General features: G+C 41.0%; 21 protein-coding genes. 11 read left to right on the top strand and 10 right to left on the bottom strand.

Annotation, left to right across the window (positions count from 1 at the left end):
* The first annotated feature begins 33 nt into the window (after positions 1-33).
* From IL356_RS05510 to IL356_RS05490, 5 genes are all read left to right on the top strand, one after another.
* The gene (locus tag IL356_RS05510; RefSeq protein WP_121850427.1) at positions 34-912 is read left to right on the top strand and encodes a cell division protein FtsX; all 879 of its coding nucleotides are present in this window, start codon (positions 34-36) and stop codon (positions 910-912) included.
* Positions 913-986: 74 nt separating this feature from the next.
* Entirely contained in the window at positions 987-1,256 is a 270-nt protein-coding gene (locus IL356_RS05505) for a DUF3098 domain-containing protein (RefSeq protein WP_121850428.1), read from the top strand.
* A gap of 2 nt (positions 1,257-1,258) precedes the next feature.
* Positions 1,259-2,053 carry an undecaprenyl-diphosphate phosphatase gene (locus tag IL356_RS05500; RefSeq protein WP_121850429.1) on the top strand — a complete coding sequence of 265 codons (795 nt, stop codon included), beginning with the start codon at positions 1,259-1,261 and terminating at the stop codon, positions 2,051-2,053.
* Positions 2,054-2,095: 42 nt separating this feature from the next.
* Positions 2,096-2,809 carry a tRNA pseudouridine(55) synthase TruB gene (gene truB, locus IL356_RS05495; protein ID WP_121850430.1) on the top strand — a complete coding sequence of 238 codons (714 nt, stop codon included), beginning with the start codon at positions 2,096-2,098 and terminating at the stop codon, positions 2,807-2,809.
* 73 nt (positions 2,810-2,882) lie between these two features.
* Positions 2,883-3,608 carry a hypothetical protein gene (locus tag IL356_RS05490; RefSeq protein WP_121850431.1) on the top strand — a complete coding sequence of 242 codons (726 nt, stop codon included), beginning with the start codon at positions 2,883-2,885 and terminating at the stop codon, positions 3,606-3,608.
* Here IL356_RS05490 and IL356_RS05485 read toward each other — a convergent pair.
* Positions 3,585-4,211 (bottom strand): thioredoxin family protein, encoded by a 627-nt coding sequence (locus IL356_RS05485; RefSeq protein WP_121850815.1) that lies wholly within the window; start codon positions 4,209-4,211, stop codon positions 3,585-3,587. The two genes, IL356_RS05490 and IL356_RS05485, sit on opposite strands and share 24 nt — an antisense overlap.
* A gap of 166 nt (positions 4,212-4,377) precedes the next feature.
* On the opposite strand from IL356_RS05485, the gene IL356_RS05480 reads away from it, so the two are divergent.
* From IL356_RS05480 to IL356_RS05470, 3 genes are read left to right on the top strand one after another with little or no spacing between them, the layout of a single operon-like run.
* Complete coding sequence (locus IL356_RS05480) at positions 4,378-4,941, top strand: DNA-3-methyladenine glycosylase I (protein WP_121850432.1); 564 nt, start codon at positions 4,378-4,380, stop codon at positions 4,939-4,941.
* A gap of 10 nt (positions 4,942-4,951) precedes the next feature.
* Positions 4,952-5,545: a hypothetical protein gene (locus IL356_RS05475; protein WP_225621392.1), complete on the top strand. Its 594-nt coding sequence runs from the start codon at positions 4,952-4,954 to the stop codon at positions 5,543-5,545.
* Positions 5,526-6,212, top strand: coding sequence for a DUF2490 domain-containing protein (locus IL356_RS05470; protein ID WP_121850433.1), 687 nt, complete (start codon positions 5,526-5,528; stop codon positions 6,210-6,212). Before IL356_RS05475 ends, IL356_RS05470 begins: the two co-directional genes overlap by 20 nt.
* Here the strand turns inward: IL356_RS05470 and aat are convergent.
* The 4 genes from aat to IL356_RS05450 all read right to left on the bottom strand — a co-directional run bounded on the left by aat (position 6,183) and on the right by IL356_RS05450 (position 9,180).
* Positions 6,183-6,836 carry a leucyl/phenylalanyl-tRNA--protein transferase gene (gene aat / locus IL356_RS05465; protein ID WP_121850434.1) on the bottom strand — a complete coding sequence of 218 codons (654 nt, stop codon included), beginning with the start codon at positions 6,834-6,836 and terminating at the stop codon, positions 6,183-6,185. The genes IL356_RS05470 and aat overlap by 30 nt on opposite strands.
* A 157-nt stretch (positions 6,837-6,993) precedes the next feature.
* Positions 6,994-7,371 carry a DUF3127 domain-containing protein gene (locus IL356_RS05460; RefSeq protein ID WP_121850435.1) on the bottom strand — a complete coding sequence of 126 codons (378 nt, stop codon included), beginning with the start codon at positions 7,369-7,371 and terminating at the stop codon, positions 6,994-6,996.
* A gap of 127 nt (positions 7,372-7,498) precedes the next feature.
* Positions 7,499-8,311 carry a hypothetical protein gene (locus IL356_RS05455; RefSeq protein WP_121850436.1) on the bottom strand — a complete coding sequence of 271 codons (813 nt, stop codon included), beginning with the start codon at positions 8,309-8,311 and terminating at the stop codon, positions 7,499-7,501.
* Positions 8,308-9,180 (bottom strand): flavin reductase family protein, encoded by an 873-nt coding sequence (locus IL356_RS05450; RefSeq protein WP_121850817.1) that lies wholly within the window; start codon positions 9,178-9,180, stop codon positions 8,308-8,310. Before IL356_RS05450 ends, IL356_RS05455 begins: the two co-directional genes overlap by 4 nt.
* 149 nt (positions 9,181-9,329) lie before the next feature.
* On the opposite strand from IL356_RS05450, the gene IL356_RS05445 reads away from it, so the two are divergent.
* Entirely contained in the window at positions 9,330-10,481 is a 1,152-nt protein-coding gene (locus IL356_RS05445; protein WP_121850437.1) for a sensor histidine kinase, read from the top strand.
* Between the two features lie 35 nt (positions 10,482-10,516).
* Positions 10,517-10,870 (top strand): hypothetical protein, encoded by a 354-nt coding sequence (locus IL356_RS05440; protein ID WP_121850438.1) that lies wholly within the window; start codon positions 10,517-10,519, stop codon positions 10,868-10,870.
* Between the two features lie 9 nt (positions 10,871-10,879).
* On the opposite strand, the gene IL356_RS05435 is transcribed toward IL356_RS05440, so the two are convergent.
* Positions 10,880-11,269 carry an HIT family protein gene (locus IL356_RS05435; RefSeq protein ID WP_121850439.1) on the bottom strand — a complete coding sequence of 130 codons (390 nt, stop codon included), beginning with the start codon at positions 11,267-11,269 and terminating at the stop codon, positions 10,880-10,882.
* A gap of 13 nt (positions 11,270-11,282) precedes the next feature.
* Complete coding sequence (greA, locus tag IL356_RS05430; RefSeq protein WP_121850818.1) at positions 11,283-11,759, bottom strand: transcription elongation factor GreA; 477 nt, start codon at positions 11,757-11,759, stop codon at positions 11,283-11,285.
* Positions 11,760-12,087: 328 nt separating this feature from the next.
* Here greA and IL356_RS05425 point away from each other — a divergent pair, with 328 nt between their 5' ends.
* Positions 12,088-12,525, top strand: coding sequence for a Rieske (2Fe-2S) protein (locus IL356_RS05425; protein WP_121850440.1), 438 nt, complete (start codon positions 12,088-12,090; stop codon positions 12,523-12,525).
* 10 nt (positions 12,526-12,535) lie between these two features.
* Here the strand turns inward: IL356_RS05425 and IL356_RS05420 are convergent, their stop codons facing one another.
* From IL356_RS05420 to IL356_RS05410, 3 genes are all read right to left on the bottom strand, one after another.
* Entirely contained in the window at positions 12,536-13,195 is a 660-nt protein-coding gene (locus IL356_RS05420) for a hydrolase (RefSeq protein ID WP_121850441.1), read from the bottom strand.
* An 84-nt stretch (positions 13,196-13,279) separates the two neighbouring features.
* Positions 13,280-14,257, bottom strand: coding sequence for a Gfo/Idh/MocA family protein (locus tag IL356_RS05415; protein WP_121850819.1), 978 nt, complete (start codon positions 14,255-14,257; stop codon positions 13,280-13,282).
* Between the two features lie 172 nt (positions 14,258-14,429).
* Complete coding sequence (locus IL356_RS05410; RefSeq protein ID WP_121850442.1) at positions 14,430-16,685, bottom strand: TonB-dependent receptor; 2,256 nt, start codon at positions 16,683-16,685, stop codon at positions 14,430-14,432.
* Positions 16,686-16,836 lie beyond the last annotated feature (151 nt).

Genomic DNA, 16,836 nt, shown 5'->3' with positions numbered 1-16,836 from the left:
TACTTTCCTAAATTTACGGCTGTATAGGCGTGTATGGGAAAATCATTTGAACAGTATCAAAGGCAGAAATTGATATCATCGTACTTCTCGGTGGCGTTAAGTATCGGGCTCGTACTGTTTTTGTTAGGTATTCTAGGCCTTTTGGTGCTCAACACCAAAAAGATGGCCGATCATTTTAAAGAGCAAATTACCATTTCTGTTTTTCTAAAGGATGAGGCGAAAGAATCGGAAGTCGACCAGCTTCAAAAAACGCTTATGCAGGCCGAACACACCAAAGCGGCCATTTATGTTTCAAAAGAAGAGGCCGCCGAACAGCACAGCGAAGAAATTGGTGAAGATTTTCAGGATTTTTTAGGTTACAACCCTTTAAAAAATTCCATAGACGTTCAATTGAAGGCCGATTTCGTTACCCCCGAACAAATTGAGCAAATTGCCCAAAATTTATCGGAGAAAAGTTATGTAGAAGAGGTGAGCTATGACAAACCTTTGGTAGGTCTTCTAACGGATAACGTGAAAAGAATCAGTTTCTGGATCCTGGTGGCCAGTGGTATTTTCACATTCATCGCCTTTCTTCTTATCAACAGTTCGATTCGTCTATCGATTTATTCAAAAAGATTTATCATCAAGACTATGCAGATGGTCGGGGCCACCAAAATGTTTATTCGTCGGCCTTTCATCTGGACGAACGTTAAACTTGGTATGCTCGGAGCACTTATCGCCATTGGGGTTCTGATCGCTTCATTGTACTATCTCGACCAAAATTTTCCGGAGCTGCAGCTTTTTGAAGAGTTGGAGATACTTGGCATGCTTTTCGGCGCCATCTTTTTGTTAGGTATACTAATTTCACTGGTCTGCACGTTTTTTGCAACACAGCGATTTCTCAATCTTCGTACCGACGAACTCTACTATTGATGTCGATGGTACGCTGAATTGTCAAGAAGTTCATAAAAAGTGACAACCAATAACTTTTTCCCTAAATTTGCAGCATGGGTAAAAAACATCAGAAGCAGGCCAATCAACCGCAGCGTCAAGAATTTATATTCCAAAAAAAGAATTACACTTTTATGTTCATAGGGGTGGCTTTCATTGCTTTGGGCTTTATTCTTATGAGTGGCGGTGGCAGCGATGACCCTAATGTATTCAACGAAGATATCTACAGCTTTAGAAGAATACGCTTGGCGCCTACCCTGGTATTGATCGGGTTGGGCATTGAGATTTATGCCATTTTGTTGAATCCGCACAAGAAGAAAAAATAACTTTGGATACTTTAGACGCCATCATTCTCGGAATCATTCAAGGATTGACCGAATTTTTACCTGTATCATCTAGCGGACATTTAGAACTGGGGAAGGCTATTTTAGGAGACAACTCCGTACCCGAAGAGAGTCTGTTGTTTACAGTTTTGCTCCATTTTGCCACTGCCTTGAGTACCTTGGTAGTCTTCAGAAAAGATGTTTGGGAAATTATCAAAGGTCTTTTGAGCTTTAAATGGAATGAAGAAACCCAATTTTCATTGAAAATTATTGTTTCAATGATTCCCGCTGTTTTTGTGGGGCTCTTTTTTGAAGAGCAGCTAGAAGCATTTTTCGGCGGCAACATTCGTTTTGTCGGTTTTATGCTATTGATCACGGCAGTACTTCTTTATTTGGCCGACAAGGCGAAAGACACCGATAAAACAGTGAGCTTTACAAATGCATTCATCATCGGTGTATCACAGGCAATTGCCATGCTACCTGGTATTTCAAGAAGTGGTGCCACTATCTCTACTTCCGTTTTATTGGGCGTCGATAAGACCAAAGCCGCACGTTTTTCTTTTTTGATGGTAGTTCCGTTAATTTTCGGAAAGATTGCCAAAGACCTGTTAAGCGGTGACCTTACCTTTAGCGGTAACAGCGGTATGGCCATGGGCGCTGGGTTCATTGCAGCTTTTTTAGCGGGATTGGCCGCCTGTACCTGGATGATACAATTGGTCAAGAAAAGTAAGCTATCGTATTTTGCCATTTACTGCCTTATCGTAGGCCTTATTGCTGTGGCATACGGATTTTGGGGATAGTTTTCCGCTTCCCATTTATTTATTTCATAATTCAATCAGGTAATGGATACCCGTACCAAAGAAGATTTTCTTAGCGGTCAGATTTTGCTCATTGACAAACCATTGAAATGGTCTTCATTTCAGGCAGTGAATAAATTAAAATGGGCCATCAGAAAGAAATTCGGCCTTAAAAAAATTAAGATTGGCCATGCCGGCACTTTAGACCCCTTGGCTACGGGTTTATTGATTGTTTGTTGTGGTAAGTTCACTAAAGAAATTCCCGAACTACAGGGTCAAGAAAAAGAATATACCGGCACAATTGTGTTGGGAGCCACCACCCCTTCTTATGATTTAGAAACCGAAATCGACCAAACCTTTTCCATTTCACATATTACCGAAGACTCTATACATAAAGGGGCTCAAAGCTTTATTGGAGAAATCGAACAACTACCTCCTGTATTCTCGGCCATAAAAAAAGATGGCAAACGACTCTACGAATATGCCAGAAAGGGTCAAGATGTAGAAATAAAAGCTAGAAAGGTTCATATTTCTACATTTGAAATAACAGAAATAGCATTGCCAAACCTCCAATTCAGGGTAGTTTGCAGCAAGGGTACTTATATTCGGAGTTTGGCACACGATTTGGGGCAAAAGTTAGGGTCGGGAGGCCATTTAAGTCAATTGAGAAGAACCAAAATAGGTGATTTCAACGTAAATAAAGCCCTAGACCCCAATAGCTTTGCCGAAAATTTATTGGGCCGACAAGAAGAGGAATAGTTTGATGTAAGGAAGGACTCCCGTTCGTCGACAAAACAAAATAATTTTAAAAATTTGTGGTTATAAACATAGTATGAATCTCAACCGTAAACAGTTATCGTTATTAATTACCTTTTTCTCAATGGGTATCGTAGTGCTTTGTCTCTATAATATTCATTTGGGAGGAATGGAAAAGGAAGACGAATATGTTGTTGAGATGGTACTGGACCAAGAAGAGCTGGAAGAAATTGAAGAGGAAGAGCCCGAAGAAGAAATGTCTGAGGCAGAAGCTATTAAAAGTCACATGGCTTACAACGAAGCTGCAAAACCCAGTTATGGCAATCCAGAACCACTAAAAACGTTACAAGAGATTTTAGAGGAACGCGAAGCTTCGGAAGAGGGCGAAACAACCGATGAACTTTCAGATTCTGATTATGCATCCCGCGTTGAGGAACTTCGTAAAAAAAGAGAAGAAGCTGAGCAAATGTTAGGCGAAAAGGAAGCCCAAAAGCAAGAATTCACCAATAATCTGGCAAAGCGCAGAACATCCGTATCATTTTCTTTGGTCGAGCGCAGCGGTTATAGATTACCCCCGCCAATATACACTTGTATCGAAGGTGGCAAAGTGGTCATCAATATAGAGGTTAATTCGGCGGGCAATGTGGTCGATGCCGATTTCAATTCAAAAAGCTCGGGCACATCGAATGGTTGTTTAGTAGATAATGCCATTGCTTACGCCTACAAAGCCAAGTTTAGCTCGGCGAGCAAATCTTCCCAAAAAGGAACGATCACGTACTTATTTCAGGGCAAGGCTCGCTAAAACCTCCCTTGCAATAGTTTGACCTTTGTCTTTATTATACCATTGCTGAAGCTCTTCTTTGAGTTCAGGCATAATTTTACCAAATTTCTCTTTGTGTTCGGTAACCATTCGTGCCGCCGGTTCAGGCCTAGGGCCCCATTCTTCGACCACTTCGTTTGAATTCTTATCGATTACAAGAAGTTTCGGTATCGAACGCGCACCATTGGTCAAAAACTCATCCATCAGTTCTAGGTGTTCATCCCGCAATACCACTTTTAAATCAACAACATCGCTTAACTCGGCAACCTTGTTCATAACAGGTAAGGCTGGTGACGCATCTCCACACCAACTTTCGGTCAAAACCAACAAAGTCAACGGCCTGTCTATATTTTCGATATCGCTTATTGTTTCGTCCGACAATTTAACGGTCTTATCAAACCGCTTCATGCGTCTATCGTTCAACATGGTATAATTGGCCAAAGCTTCAGTTTGATTCGGGCCGGTCGACCTACCCTCTAAAGCCAACTGGTTTACCATCTCACGATAATCGGGGTATGAAACGGCCTGCGAAAGGGCTTTCTTAATCAAAGTGGTCTGGGCTTCGTTTTCGGTAGATATTGACATTCTCATTTATTTTAACTGCCTTGTTGGTAGATTAAATTTCAAAAACCTTACAAAGGTCTTAAATGCTTTCCGTGATAAAAAATGATAAGAGTTTCTTTAACGGAAAGACCTCTCATTCACCTTGGCTTTTTAAAGTTTAGCCTATCTTTATTCAAAAAATTCACCCATGGAAAAACACCGCTGCGGATGGTGCGCCGGAGACGAGCAATACAAAGCATATCACGACCAAGAATGGGGCGTTCCCGTAAAAGATGATGATACACTTTTCGAGTTTTTGTTATTAGAATCTTTTCAAGCCGGATTAAGTTGGATCACCATTTTAAGAAAAAGAGAAAATTTTAAAAACGCTTTTGACAGTTACGATTACCGGAAAATCGCTACTTATTCACAGGAGAAAAAAGATGAGCTACAACAAAACGCCGGAATCATTCGAAACAAACTAAAAATAAATGCAACGGTCGGCAATGCACAAGCTTTTATGAAAGTGCAAGAAGAATTTGGTAGTTTTAGCAATTACATCTGGGGCTTCGTCAACCACCAACCTATTAAGAATTCGGTGGAAAACTATAAGAGCGCACCTGCCACTACCACTATTTCCGACGCGATAAGCAAAGACCTTAAAAAGCGGGGGTTTAAATTTGTTGGCAGCACCATCGTCTACGCATTTATGCAGGCAGTAGGCATGGTCAATGACCACGAAACTTCTTGCTTCAGGTACAACGAAGTTTAAACAACTATTTATGTTCAGTAAAAACCATCATAAAACCATTCTAACGGCCCTATTAATCTTCGTAACCACTTGGGGCTTTACCCAACATAAATACGAATGGGAACACCGCATTAGAAAAGCACAATTTCCTGATGAAGCGTTGCAATTGATTTCAGAAAAACTTCAAGATGCTAAACGCGTCAAGTTTTACAAAGAAACCGATAGCACAAAAGTGAGCTACGAAGCCAAATTCAAAAAAGACCGTTTGCACTACAGTATAGAGTTCGATGAAAATGGCGTACTAGAGGATGTTGAGATTCTTATTAAACCTGTAGATATACCGGATGATTCATACACCAAAATGACCAACTATCTCGGTAACTCCTTTAAAAAATACCGCATCAGAAGAATGCAGCAACACTATTCGGTAGGTAAAGAAGGTGTGGAGAAGACTTTGAGAAATGCTTTTCAAAACCTCATGCTGCCAAGTATCAAATATGAGTTGATAGTGGCTGGTAGAAAAGACGATGGGTATGAACAGTTTGAGATACTTTTTGATGCTGAAGGCAATGTTGAAAAAATAAGAAAGTCGCTACCACCGAACTATGACCACGTACTCTATTAAAAACTGGCTTTTTCTTATTTGCTTTCTTTCGGTTTTTCGGGTTTTATCTCAAGATGGAATAGTGGTGTATTTTGAACCGACCATGGCCTTCAACTATAAAGTGGCCACTAATTATTCCCACAACTTTGAGATTGGTAATCGTAACTACCTCTATGATGAAGAATTTCAATATAAGGTACGGCAGCTTGAAATAACTCATTTCTCTAAGTTGAATATTGGTATCGACCAAAGTATTGCTTTGGGTATCAGATACCGTTTTAGAGAAAATTTCGAAAACGATAAGGAGAACGAATTGCGACTTACAGAACAATATAACATTACCGACCGATTTAGAAATATGAGAATCGGTAACCGATTGAGGGTCGAGCAACGAATTAGTCCATCATTGACCACTCATAGATTTCGTTACAGGTTTGCTGTGGATGCACCTCTAAACGGAGAAAAGCTTGATGTAGGTGAAGCGTACGTAGTGGCTTCAACAGAAAGTCTTTTGAGCGCTGCCCAAGGGAACAAGCCTGAGTTTGACCAAAGACTGACCGGACATATCGGTTGGCTCTTGACCCCTGACACCAAATTACAGACAGGGCTTGAATACCGTGTCGAAAACTATGGTCAAACCCCCCAATACGTTATGCTTTTATTGACCAGCCTTGTTTTTTCTCTTTAGAATCTTTATAAATTCTTTTCTTGGTAGTTCTTTGGCCCCCAAGCTGGCCAAATGCTCGGTATACATTTGGCAATCGATAAGTTCATAGCCCTTTTCTTCGAGTTCTAGCGCCATTTTTATAAAAGCGTATTTTGAAGCATTGCTTTCTTTACTAAACATACTCTCACCACAGAAAACATGTCCTAAATCGATACCATAAAGTCCACCAACTAGGTTGTCCCCGTTCCAGACTTCATACGAAGTAGCCCAACCTTGTTCGTGCAGGGTGCTATAGGCTTTTTGCATACGATGGGTGATCCAAGTGCCGTCTTGGTCTTTTCGCTCTATTTTAGAACAGTTTTTCATTACCTCGGCAAAACAGGTATTCTTCGTTAACCTAAAATTACCCGTGCGAAGAACCTTTCTCATACTTTTAGAAATCTTCACCTCAGATGGCTTCAATACCATTCTTTTGGCAGGTGACCACCAAAGAATTAAGGCATCATCATTGAACCAAGGAAAAATACCGTTCGAGTAGGCCAATACAAGGCGTGCTACCGAAAGGTCTCCACCTACGGCCAACAATCCCTCGCTATTAGCCTCGGACACTGGAGGAAATTCTAATTTTTGCTCGACTACGTACATTATCGCTGTCTTTGTTCCAAAAATATTAAAATCAAAAAAATAGAAGCCCTAAAGTTCAAGTCTCTAAGAAAGTACTGGCAGGCAAGGCTTTTATCTAGAAAACAAAAAACCCGTAGCCTTTAAAGGCCACGGGTTTCGATTTTATCGGCCACTTGAACTAGAACGGTAGATCGTCGTGGTCATCTTCGTTTAAATCATCAACTGGGGCAAAAGCTTCCATAGGTGGTACCGGTGGCATTTGGCCTCCACTTGGCTCTTGCTGAAGGTTCTCGATACGCCAACCTTGAATAGAGTTGAAGTATTTAACCTCACCTTGTGGGTTGGTCCACTCCCTACCTCGAAGATTGATGCTTACCTTCACATCTTGCCCTATATTGTAGTTGTTCAAAAGGTCAGTTTTATCTTGAACGAACTCGATCATCAAATGCTGTGGGTACTGTTCTTCAGTCGTTATCACCACCTCACGCTTTCTAAAACCATTGTTACCAAAGGTTTGAACATCCCCGATTTGCTTAATTTTTCCCTGTACTTCCATGACTACGAATTATATGTTAACTAAATACTTTAATTTTTAAAAGTAGGGTTATTAGAAGTTTTCACCTAACAAAAACAACATAAGTTATCAATGATTTTCAAGCTAGCCTCGCACCCCTTTAAACTATTCAATTTGAGCGGATTGGCAAGCCCAAAACATAGCTGCCCATTGCTTTCCCGTTCGGCTTCAAGGCTTTTCCTTTCTTCCAAAGGTATTCTTTGGAATGAAGGCCTTTTAGCAGTTCGTCGATATCATTCATGCTATACATTCGGGGCAGCGAAGCCTGCCCATCCCAAGCGTAACAAATGGGAATGACAGGAATCAAATAAGTAAAAATAATCTGCTTAACCGTAAGCGGTTTAACGAAGGGCGTCATAAAGAAAACCATAATTATTAAAATCAATAAAGAAATCGGCAGTAAGAGCCACCAAAGAAGTAACGGCATCTTATTTTCTGCCATTTCATAAATCAACAAAGGTTCTTTATTGGTGGTTGCGGTCTCTAAAATTTGCCGTGCTTCTTTAGGTGGCATATGGTGAAAGCTATTGACCATGGTTTTTAATCCCTCAGGCACATCTGACAAATCTGTTGCGTTGATAGGTTTGGGATGATATTTTATCAAACGGTCTCCTTTGTCAATAAATCGCTGCACCACATTTTTATTGGGAAAAAGGTCTGTCATTAACAAACGTACTTCTGAAAGATCTTGTTCTTTGTGCAATTCCTTCATCACTTGGGGCATACAGCCACCGGAACCTGACCCTAAATCAACAATCTGATTGATATGGTTTTCTCGTAAAACCCCTATCAAAAGATGGGAGAGTACGCTAGGGATACCGGTCATTCGGTGAAGAACTGCTATCAAATTGGTCATACCAGTTCTTAAAAAGCTAGGGAACCAATGCAAATCTTCGAACTCAAAAAGTTGAACCCTTTTCATGGCGCCAACAACGTTTTTAAAGCTGCCTGCACGTCATTATTCCTTAAATATTCCTGGGCCCTAACCTCTAAATCTTTTCTTTCCCCTCCGCTGATAATTGACCTGATTTCTATGTTTGAATCGATAAACTCATCAACTTCCTTTTGGGAAGGTATCTTTTCAACATTGGCCAACATACCCAAATCATTACCGGTCAAAACTTTGCTCAATCTTATCTGAGACGGTAAGGCGTCTACACCAACACCCATGGTAGACAGAGGTTTTGCTACTTCAAAAAGACCCATATTGGCTCGACTGTACCAATTACCCCCCATACGCGCCACTTGATCAATTTTAGCTTGGTCGATAACTCCCTCTTCATCTAAAATGGCCTTGTCAATATGTACTTTCAATACTTCCGAAAAAATCAAATTACCGGCACCACCCTCTTTTCCCAATGCCTCGACTTTCGTCACCTTACATTCAAATTGAACTGGTGATTCACCAACCCTGAACGGTTTTACCAAGTCTGACCGAACCATGGTGAGTCCTGCTTTTTTAAACTCATTTTCACCTTTCGGATATTCTGTACTGGAGAGCGACATCTGTTGAACCATGTTATAATTCACGATATTGATGACCACTTCTTTCGTCAATAAGACATTCTGCAGTGTATGTTTGGTGGTATTATCACGCACCCTTCGGGCCGGAGAAAAGATAAGAATGGGCGGTTTGCTACCAAATACGTTAAAAAAACTGAAGGGCGAAAGATTGGGTCGGCCCTTTTCATCTACCGTACTGGCAAATGCAATGGGTCGTGGGCCAATAGCACCTAACAAATAACCATGTAACCTACCTGTAGAAACCTCATCGGGTGTAACTGAAATCATTTCTTTTGCCATACCCTTAAAGGTACAAATTTTAGAACCCCCGCCATGTCCCACGTAAGGTATTCATATACCAATTTGCCCGCAATTACGTTATATTTGAAGAGAACCCTATGAAGATGAAAAACGGGTTGTATAAGACTATTCACTGAATGAACTTTAACCCTAAAAAAAAGACTTCAAACCTGTTTTTACTGATAGCGTCATTTGTTATCGTAAGTCTCATTCTTTGGAATACGAACAGCTTTTTCAAAAAATTCAAGGAGGAAGAACGCCTAAAAATGGAAATTTGGGCCACGGCCCAATCAGAGTTTCAACAGTCTTCCGAGGATGCCGATTTGGGTAACTTGCATTTGAAGGTATTTCAGAACAATACCTCAACTCCCATGATATTGGTAAACAAAGACGGGTCTATCAAAACCAACAATATGCCTGCCGATAAAATTACCGATACGGCATACATACAACGGCGAATTTCAAAGTTCGAGAACGAAAACACGCCTATTTCAATTGACCAACAAGGTGAACATCTGGCCACTTTGTATTACGGTAATTCAGAAGTGCTCAACAAATTGAAATATTACCCTATCGCCCTGCTATTGATTATATTTCTTTTTGGGGCGGTCATATTTTTCTTTTTTAAGACCAATAAGGCTTCTGAGCAGAACAAACTGTGGGCAGGTATGGCGAAAGAGACCGCCCATCAAATAGGCACTCCTCTTTCTTCTCTTTTAGGATGGAATGAATTATTAAAGGCCGAAAACATCAACCCAGAGATAACACAGGAAATTCAAAAGGATATTTCTCGACTCGAGACCATTACCGAACGATTTTCAAAAATAGGTTCGTTACCAAAACTAGACCATCAAGACATAGTAAAACAGACTAAGGAAGCTTATGAGTATTTAAAATTAAGAAGCTCAAGCCTCATACGATTTACCTTTGATAGCCAATTAAACAGTGCCCCAGTATTACTTAATCCGTCACTATATCACTGGACCATTGAAAACTTGGTCAAAAACGGAATCGATGCCATGAAGGGCAAAGGCGAAATAGGCATTAAAATCCTTCCTGATGGAAAGAACGTACATATTCAAGTATCGGATACCGGACACGGCATTCCGAAAAGTGATTTTCAAAGTATCTTTAACCCCGGTGTAACCTCAAAAAAAAGAGGCTGGGGCTTAGGTCTATCACTCGTAAAAAGAATAATAGAAGAATACCACCAAGGTAAAATAAAGGTGTTGTCGTCGAATAAAGAAGGCACCGTTATGCAGATATCGCTTAAAAGAATGGATATCTAGCACTGGATACCCGGTGCCCGCTTAAAAATGATATTATGGCGAAGGAAAAATTAGTACTCTTAAAAGAGGCAGATTTAACCAATAACTGCCCAGAATGCTTTAATCAAGATTTGAAACTATCGTTTTACCAAAAGCATTACCACACCAAGTTTGCAAGAAGAACCAGCAATGAAATAACACATGAATTGATTTGCAATAAATGCAAATGCCATATCTACCCCGTTAGCTGGACGGAAGATATTGAACGCACTTTTGACTACTATCAAAAAATGGTTCGGCCCAAGCCAAGTTCTTTAAACCTCACCACTCTCTTTTGGGTATTGTTATTCGTACTTATAGCGGTAGTAGGCATAGGCGTATACCTACTCATTCAGCAAGAAATTGTATAGCTAATCTATTTACAACTTTGCTCGAATAGCCTCTGCTGTAGCAACGAAGTCATTTTTGTCAAGATTCACTTTTTTCTGAAAGGTAGCGTCTTGCATGCCGTTAAGTGGAATCAAGTGAACATGTGCATGCGGCACTTCAAGCCCAATAACGGTAAGACCGACCCGTTGGCAGTCGATAGCTGACTCTATCGCCAAGGCCACTTTTCTCGAAAAGGCCATTAGGCCCATGTAGGTTTCTTCATCCAAATCGGTCAACTTATCGACTTCTTTTTTGGGTATACACAAGGTATGCCCCTTGCTATTCGGATTGATATCTAAAAAAGCGAAATAGTTTTCGTCTTCGGCAATCTTATAACAAGGTATTTCTCCGTTGACAATTTTCGTGAAAATAGAGGCCATACAAGTACTATTACTAGTTTCGGGTAATTTCTAGAATATCGAATTTAAGAGTCCCGTTCGGAACGGTAATTTCGGCCACTTCACCTACCTTTTTACCCAACAAGCCTTTACCTATGGGCGAGTTCACCGATATTTTACCCGATTTTAAATCGGCCTCACTCTCGGCCACCAAGGTGTATTTCATTTCCATACCATTGTTCTGGTTCTTTAACTTGACCGTTGAAAGTACCAACACCTTTGAAGTATCTAACTGCGACTCATCAATCAAACGTGCATTGGCCAAGATATCTTCCATTTTTGAAATTTTCATCTCCAAAAGACCCTGTGCTTCTTTGGCGGCGTCATATTCGGCATTTTCGGAAAGGTCACCCTTATCTCTAGCTTCGGCAATTGCCTGTGAAGCCTTTGGCCTTTCAACATCTTTTAAATGGTTCAGCTCGTCTCTTAATTTTTTGAGACCTTCAGCCGTATAGTATGAAACTTTACTCATAATATTCAGTTTATAAACCCGGGTTCTTGCTGCAGTAAGCGTCAATCGGCTACTAAAAAATAGCCTGCCAAGACACCAAATGGCAAATTTAGGGCGAAGACACCTGACCTTGATTTTTCAAGACCTTGATTTCTTGTGGTTTACTACGTGCCCGTGAAAATTGCTCCGATTTCATGGCCGCAATAGCGGCAGAACCCATTAAAGTAATAAATAAGAAAAATCCTCTACTTATTCCGAGTCTACCCCGGCTTTTTTAGAGAGGATTTAACGCAAATATACATAAATTTTAGTCACTTTTGTGCTGTATTGATGATTTTGAATCTGTAAGATGCCTCGTTTAACCAGTGTTCTACTTTTGCTTTTTTTACTCTCTTGTGACAATGATCGAGGAGAGCGAAACCCCTATTTGCAGGAAATAGGCTTTCGTTTTGATATGAACCTTAACCTACCTCTTTACAGCCCTTTGACCAATTTGGGAAATGCTGTATTTGTTGATACCCCAGGCACCGGAATCAAAGGTATTTTCGTCATCAAATCGAATTTCGACCAGTACCGTGCATTTGAGGCCAGTTGCCCGAATCATATTCCGAATGAGTGCTCAACGATGTCGTTAGACGGACAAATTGTAACCTGCAATTGTGAAGGCTACGAATACTATCTTTTTACGGGCCAACAAAAAGATAGGCCCGATGATGGCCAACGCTATTACAACCTCTTGGAGTATCAGGCAACCGTAAGTGGTAACGTGGTAGTGGTAACCAACTGACCACTTATTTCTATTCATTTCTATACCGCTCCATCGTCGACTTAAAAAGTTCACCGGTACTCGGTGGCGTATATGAAATAGCATTGGCCCCTGCCGCGATAGCGTTTGCAATGGTCTCTTCCGTTTTTCCTCCTGTTGCAATTATGGCCACCTCGTTATTCATGTCGCGAATCTTTTTTATGATATCGGATGTTTTTGTAGCCCCGGAAACATTAAAAATATCGACCCCTGCATCAATTCTTCCCTTAATATCATCCCTTTCGGAAACTACGGTAACCGTAACGGGAATATCAATTTTATCCTTCAACCTTTTAATCAAATCATTAGGCGCAGGTTTATTAAGAACCACCCCTAAAGCACCTTGAAAATCGGCATGAACAGCCAATTCTACAGACCTGTTACCCGTAGTAATACCTCCTCCTACACCGCAAAAAATAGGCTTATCAGCCGCCAAAATCAAAGCTTGAGATATTGTAGGTTGAGGTGTAAAGGGGTAGACGGCTATAATGGCATTGGCATTCGTATTTCTGATAATGGCCACATCGGTGCTAAAAAGAAACGACTTGAGAAGTTGCCCAAAGACCTTGATACCCGAGCAGGTGTTAATCACTTCGGGAACCGTAACAATATTCTTTCGCAGTTTGCTGCCAAACTCCGGTATTTTTTCCATAGCCTTCCTGAATTTATTGGTCTCACCAAGCTGTAAGACCTTAATTAAAAGTAATTCAGAAAATGATATGGAAAGTCATAAAAATTAAAGGTGACCCAAAATTTTATCCATTACCCAACTGGTGTGCAAAGCGGTCGTTCCCGTAGACGGATGCTTATCTCCACCAAATAGGTCTTCTTTTAGGGCAGCCACATGAAATTGTTGAACGTGCTTAGGGTGCGCTATAAACTCTTTAAAAGTGCCTTTCTCATTATGTAATAGAACATCTTCATCTTCAAAAACGGCAAAGCTGATCTTACCCTTACTACCAAAAATTTCAACCTTATCTTCTCGGCGGTCGCAACCAAAATTCCAAGTACCTGTACCAGTAATTCCGTTCTGGTGTACCCAGGTACCAGTTATAGCGTCTTTTGCCGTATATAGATTTTGTTGATTCAAAGAGATGCCGAAAACCTCTTTAAATTCCCCAAAATAGTAACCGAAAAGATCCAGCCCATGACTGGCCAAATCATCAAAATAACCGCCTGGAGCAACACTGGCATCGGTTCTCCAATTATATTCTCCTTTCACGTCAATTTTGCTAGGTGTTTTACTTAACATCCAACTGATGTGCCGAACTTCACCAATAGCACCATTATCGAGCCATTGCTTAACTTTTAAGAAGCGGGGCAGGGTGCGCCGGTAATAAGCAACAAAAAGAGGAAGCCCCTTTTCTTCAAAGGCCTTATGTATGGCTATGCTTTCTTCATAACTGGGGGATAATGGCTTTTCGATACAACATGGTTTGCCCGCGGCAGCTACTTTCAGGGCATACAACTTATGGCTATCGGGCGGTGTAGCGATATACACGGCATCTATATTGTTATCGTTGATCAATTGATCGGCGTTCGAGTAATAAGATGGCACTTCATGCCTTTTGGCATAATCAGCAGCCTTCGATTCATCTCGACGCATTACCGCTTCCAATTTAAAACCCTCGGTCAATTGATAGGGCGGGCCACTTTTGACTTCCGTCACGTCTCCGCAGCCAATAATTCCCCAACGTATATTTTTTTTATCCATACTATTCATAGCCTTTGTTATGCCGTTATTAATTCACTCCTTGAAAATAAGGAATAAATATGAAGCTTGCCGCAACACTGTTCAATAGTATTATTCCCTTTTTAATTGGATTAGAAAAAGAAAGCCACCGACCAAATGGCGATGGCTTTCAACCTTAATAAAAAGTCAACTTCTAAAAGCGCGCTGTGGCTCCCAATAAAAAGTTGATACCGGCCTGAGGGTAGTAGCCTGCACCTTCATAGGTAACTACAGACCCAGTTGAATCATCATCGTAGGTATAGAAATAGCCGTTGGAGACAATATCAGCGTCAAAAACGTTGTTAACTAACGCTGATAAAGTGATACTCTTTAAAACCGATTTAAAATCTATGGTATACTGTACGTTTAAATCTGACTGTGTATAGGCATCTAAAGTCGAATCTTCAGAGTCGATATTGCCCATATACTGCTTGCCGACATATTTGGTCAAAAAAGTAGCTTGCAGATTTTCTGTAGGCATGTAAGTTAGCCTATTGCCTAACACTACATTTGGTGAGTAAGCGATGTTTGTATTACCTAGATTTTGTAATTGCCCATCTCTTTGAAATACGAAGTCGACATTTTTATTGGTGCTTAGGGCAACGTTAGGACTCAACCGAAAACTATCGCTCAACAACAAGTTGGCATCGAGCTCTAAACCGGCGCGATAACTATCACCCACATTGGCACGCAAGGGTGCACCCACATCATTTAATTCACCCGTTAAGACCAATTGATCTTTATAACGCATGTAGTAGGTATTCGCATTCAATTGAAATTTGGGTGACACATATCGCCAGCCCAGTTCAAAATCGTTCAGTCGTTCGGGTTTTGGATTGCCACTCTCATAATCATTGCGATTCGGCTCGCGATTGGCCACAGCATAACTGAAATAGAAATTGTTATTACGGTTCAGGTCAAAAACGATACCTGCTTTAGGATTGAAAAATCGGAAAGTATCATCGACCAGACCGGTATCTTCACCATTGGCCGAATAACCGACCCTTCTATACTGTAAATCACCGAACAAACTCCATTTCTCATTCAGCCCATAGTTGGCTTTCGCATAGAGATTAAAATCACTCTTATTGGAATCGTTATCATAATACCTATCCCTAAGCTCACTATTCGAGGCATATCGCGCCCAAATAACTTCCCCGAAATGGGCGCCTTGGTAAGAATTCCATCCTCCACCTGCAATAATATCAAGATTATCTTTCGAATAATTAGCGGAAAAAACCGTCCCGTAAAAGGCATTATCGAGCCATCTCCTGCGTACTAAATCGGTCGTATTCAAAGTTTCACCATCAACTAGTAAAGGAGCAAAACCATAGTCGGAAAAAGCATCGTCTTCCCTGAACTGTTCAAAATAACCCCTGCCATTCGTGAAATGCAATGCAACATTGGTACTCCAATACGGAGAGAGTTGTTGGTTCCAAAGCAGCTGGGCATGATCTTGTCTGTAATTGTCCTCTTCCTTATCATAGAAACGCTCATTTCCGTTTTCATCGGTGTATGCTCCCGCAGAATTATAGGTTCTATCCGTCTTAAGGGTTTCGCCATCAATGCCGTTCCATGATTGATAGGTAATCTCATGCCCACCGAAAATAAGGGCCTTCAGAAGCGTATTGCCATCTTTGTAAGCCGCTTGCAAGAAGTAAGATTCCAGTTTTGACGAGGCCCTATCGATATATCCATCTGAGGTTATTCTTGACAACCTACCTGATATTTCTACATGATCGTTTAATAGCCCCGTACTAAACTTAATATTGTTACGAAGCGTATTAAAGCTACCGACCGATGAAGATATTTGGGCATAGGCCTGTTCAGCTACTGCGTCGGTCAGAAGGTTAAGGCTCGCGCCAAAAGCACCGGCTCCATTGGTTGAAGTACCGACACCTCTCTGCAACTGCAAGCTTTCGGTCGAAGAAGCAAAATCGGGCATATTGACCCAAAAGGTACCATGAGACTCAGCATCGTTGTAAGGTATTCCGTTGATGGTAACGTTCACCCGAGTAGCATCGCTACCCCTTACCCTTATACTGGTATAACCAACACCGGCTCCGGCATCGGACGTCGTAACCACCGCAGGCAAGTAATTCATCAAAATGGGTATATCTTGACCCAGATTACGCGGAGCGATTTCTTCCTTTTTAAGGTTGGAATAGGTGACCGGCGTTTCATTGGTTACCCGTACCGCTTGCACCAAAACTTCATCAAGCACCACCTTGGTGCCTTCTAAAGAATCGGTAGGTTGCTGTTCTTGGGCCAATGAATAAAAGGCCTGCCCTACTGCCAAGGCCAAAATAAAATGATTTCTTTTGCGACCTTTTGAAAAAGTTTTTGGTCGTCTTTTTTCACTGTTGTAAACAGCTTGCTTAGAATTGAAAATGGTAAAAGGTATTTTCATCCGTACTAATAATTAGTTACGAATAAAAGGGGCCATTATTCTAATGATTAAACATGATTTTTGGTTTCCAATAGGAAACCTTGGAAATTCCAAATGGCGAACTTTTCGCCTCCCTTGGCAGCATTACCCGCCCAGGTTCATTGGGTATAAT

This window comes from Euzebyella marina, assembly GCF_014855515.1.
Taxonomy (GTDB): Bacteria; Bacteroidota; Bacteroidia; order Flavobacteriales; family Flavobacteriaceae; genus Euzebyella; species Euzebyella marina.
The sequence above is the reverse complement of the archived record's forward strand: the minus strand, read 5'-3'. Positions and strand labels throughout refer to the sequence as shown.

Excerpts from the sequence above, each read along its gene's own strand:
- IL356_RS05510 (WP_121850427.1), top strand. The coding sequence starts at position 34 with ATGGGAAAATCATTTGAACAGTATCAAAGGCAGAAATTGATATCATCG.
- IL356_RS05505 (WP_121850428.1), top strand. The coding sequence starts at position 987 with ATGGGTAAAAAACATCAGAAGCAGGCCAATCAACCGCAGCGTCAAGAA.
- truB (WP_121850430.1), top strand. The coding sequence starts at position 2,096 with ATGGATACCCGTACCAAAGAAGATTTTCTTAGCGGTCAGATTTTGCTC.
- IL356_RS05490 (WP_121850431.1), top strand. The coding sequence starts at position 2,883 with ATGAATCTCAACCGTAAACAGTTATCGTTATTAATTACCTTTTTCTCA.
- IL356_RS05485 (WP_121850815.1), bottom strand. The coding sequence starts at position 4,211 with ATGTCAATATCTACCGAAAACGAAGCCCAGACCACTTTGATTAAGAAA.
- IL356_RS05480 (WP_121850432.1), top strand. The coding sequence starts at position 4,378 with ATGGAAAAACACCGCTGCGGATGGTGCGCCGGAGACGAGCAATACAAA.
- IL356_RS05475 (WP_225621392.1), top strand. The coding sequence starts at position 4,952 with ATGTTCAGTAAAAACCATCATAAAACCATTCTAACGGCCCTATTAATC.
- IL356_RS05470 (WP_121850433.1), top strand. The coding sequence starts at position 5,526 with ATGACCACGTACTCTATTAAAAACTGGCTTTTTCTTATTTGCTTTCTT.
- aat (WP_121850434.1), bottom strand. The coding sequence starts at position 6,836 with ATGTACGTAGTCGAGCAAAAATTAGAATTTCCTCCAGTGTCCGAGGCT.
- IL356_RS05460 (WP_121850435.1), bottom strand. The coding sequence starts at position 7,371 with ATGGAAGTACAGGGAAAAATTAAGCAAATCGGGGATGTTCAAACCTTT.
- IL356_RS05455 (WP_121850436.1), bottom strand. The coding sequence starts at position 8,311 with ATGAAAAGGGTTCAACTTTTTGAGTTCGAAGATTTGCATTGGTTCCCT.
- IL356_RS05450 (WP_121850817.1), bottom strand. The coding sequence starts at position 9,180 with ATGATTTCAGTTACACCCGATGAGGTTTCTACAGGTAGGTTACATGGT.
- IL356_RS05445 (WP_121850437.1), top strand. The coding sequence starts at position 9,330 with ATGAACTTTAACCCTAAAAAAAAGACTTCAAACCTGTTTTTACTGATA.
- IL356_RS05440 (WP_121850438.1), top strand. The coding sequence starts at position 10,517 with ATGGCGAAGGAAAAATTAGTACTCTTAAAAGAGGCAGATTTAACCAAT.
- IL356_RS05435 (WP_121850439.1), bottom strand. The coding sequence starts at position 11,269 with ATGGCCTCTATTTTCACGAAAATTGTCAACGGAGAAATACCTTGTTAT.
- greA (WP_121850818.1), bottom strand. The coding sequence starts at position 11,759 with ATGAGTAAAGTTTCATACTATACGGCTGAAGGTCTCAAAAAATTAAGA.
- IL356_RS05425 (WP_121850440.1), top strand. The coding sequence starts at position 12,088 with ATGCCTCGTTTAACCAGTGTTCTACTTTTGCTTTTTTTACTCTCTTGT.
- IL356_RS05420 (WP_121850441.1), bottom strand. The coding sequence starts at position 13,195 with ATGGAAAAAATACCGGAGTTTGGCAGCAAACTGCGAAAGAATATTGTT.
- IL356_RS05415 (WP_121850819.1), bottom strand. The coding sequence starts at position 14,257 with ATGGATAAAAAAAATATACGTTGGGGAATTATTGGCTGCGGAGACGTG.
- IL356_RS05410 (WP_121850442.1), bottom strand. The coding sequence starts at position 16,685 with ATGAAAATACCTTTTACCATTTTCAATTCTAAGCAAGCTGTTTACAAC.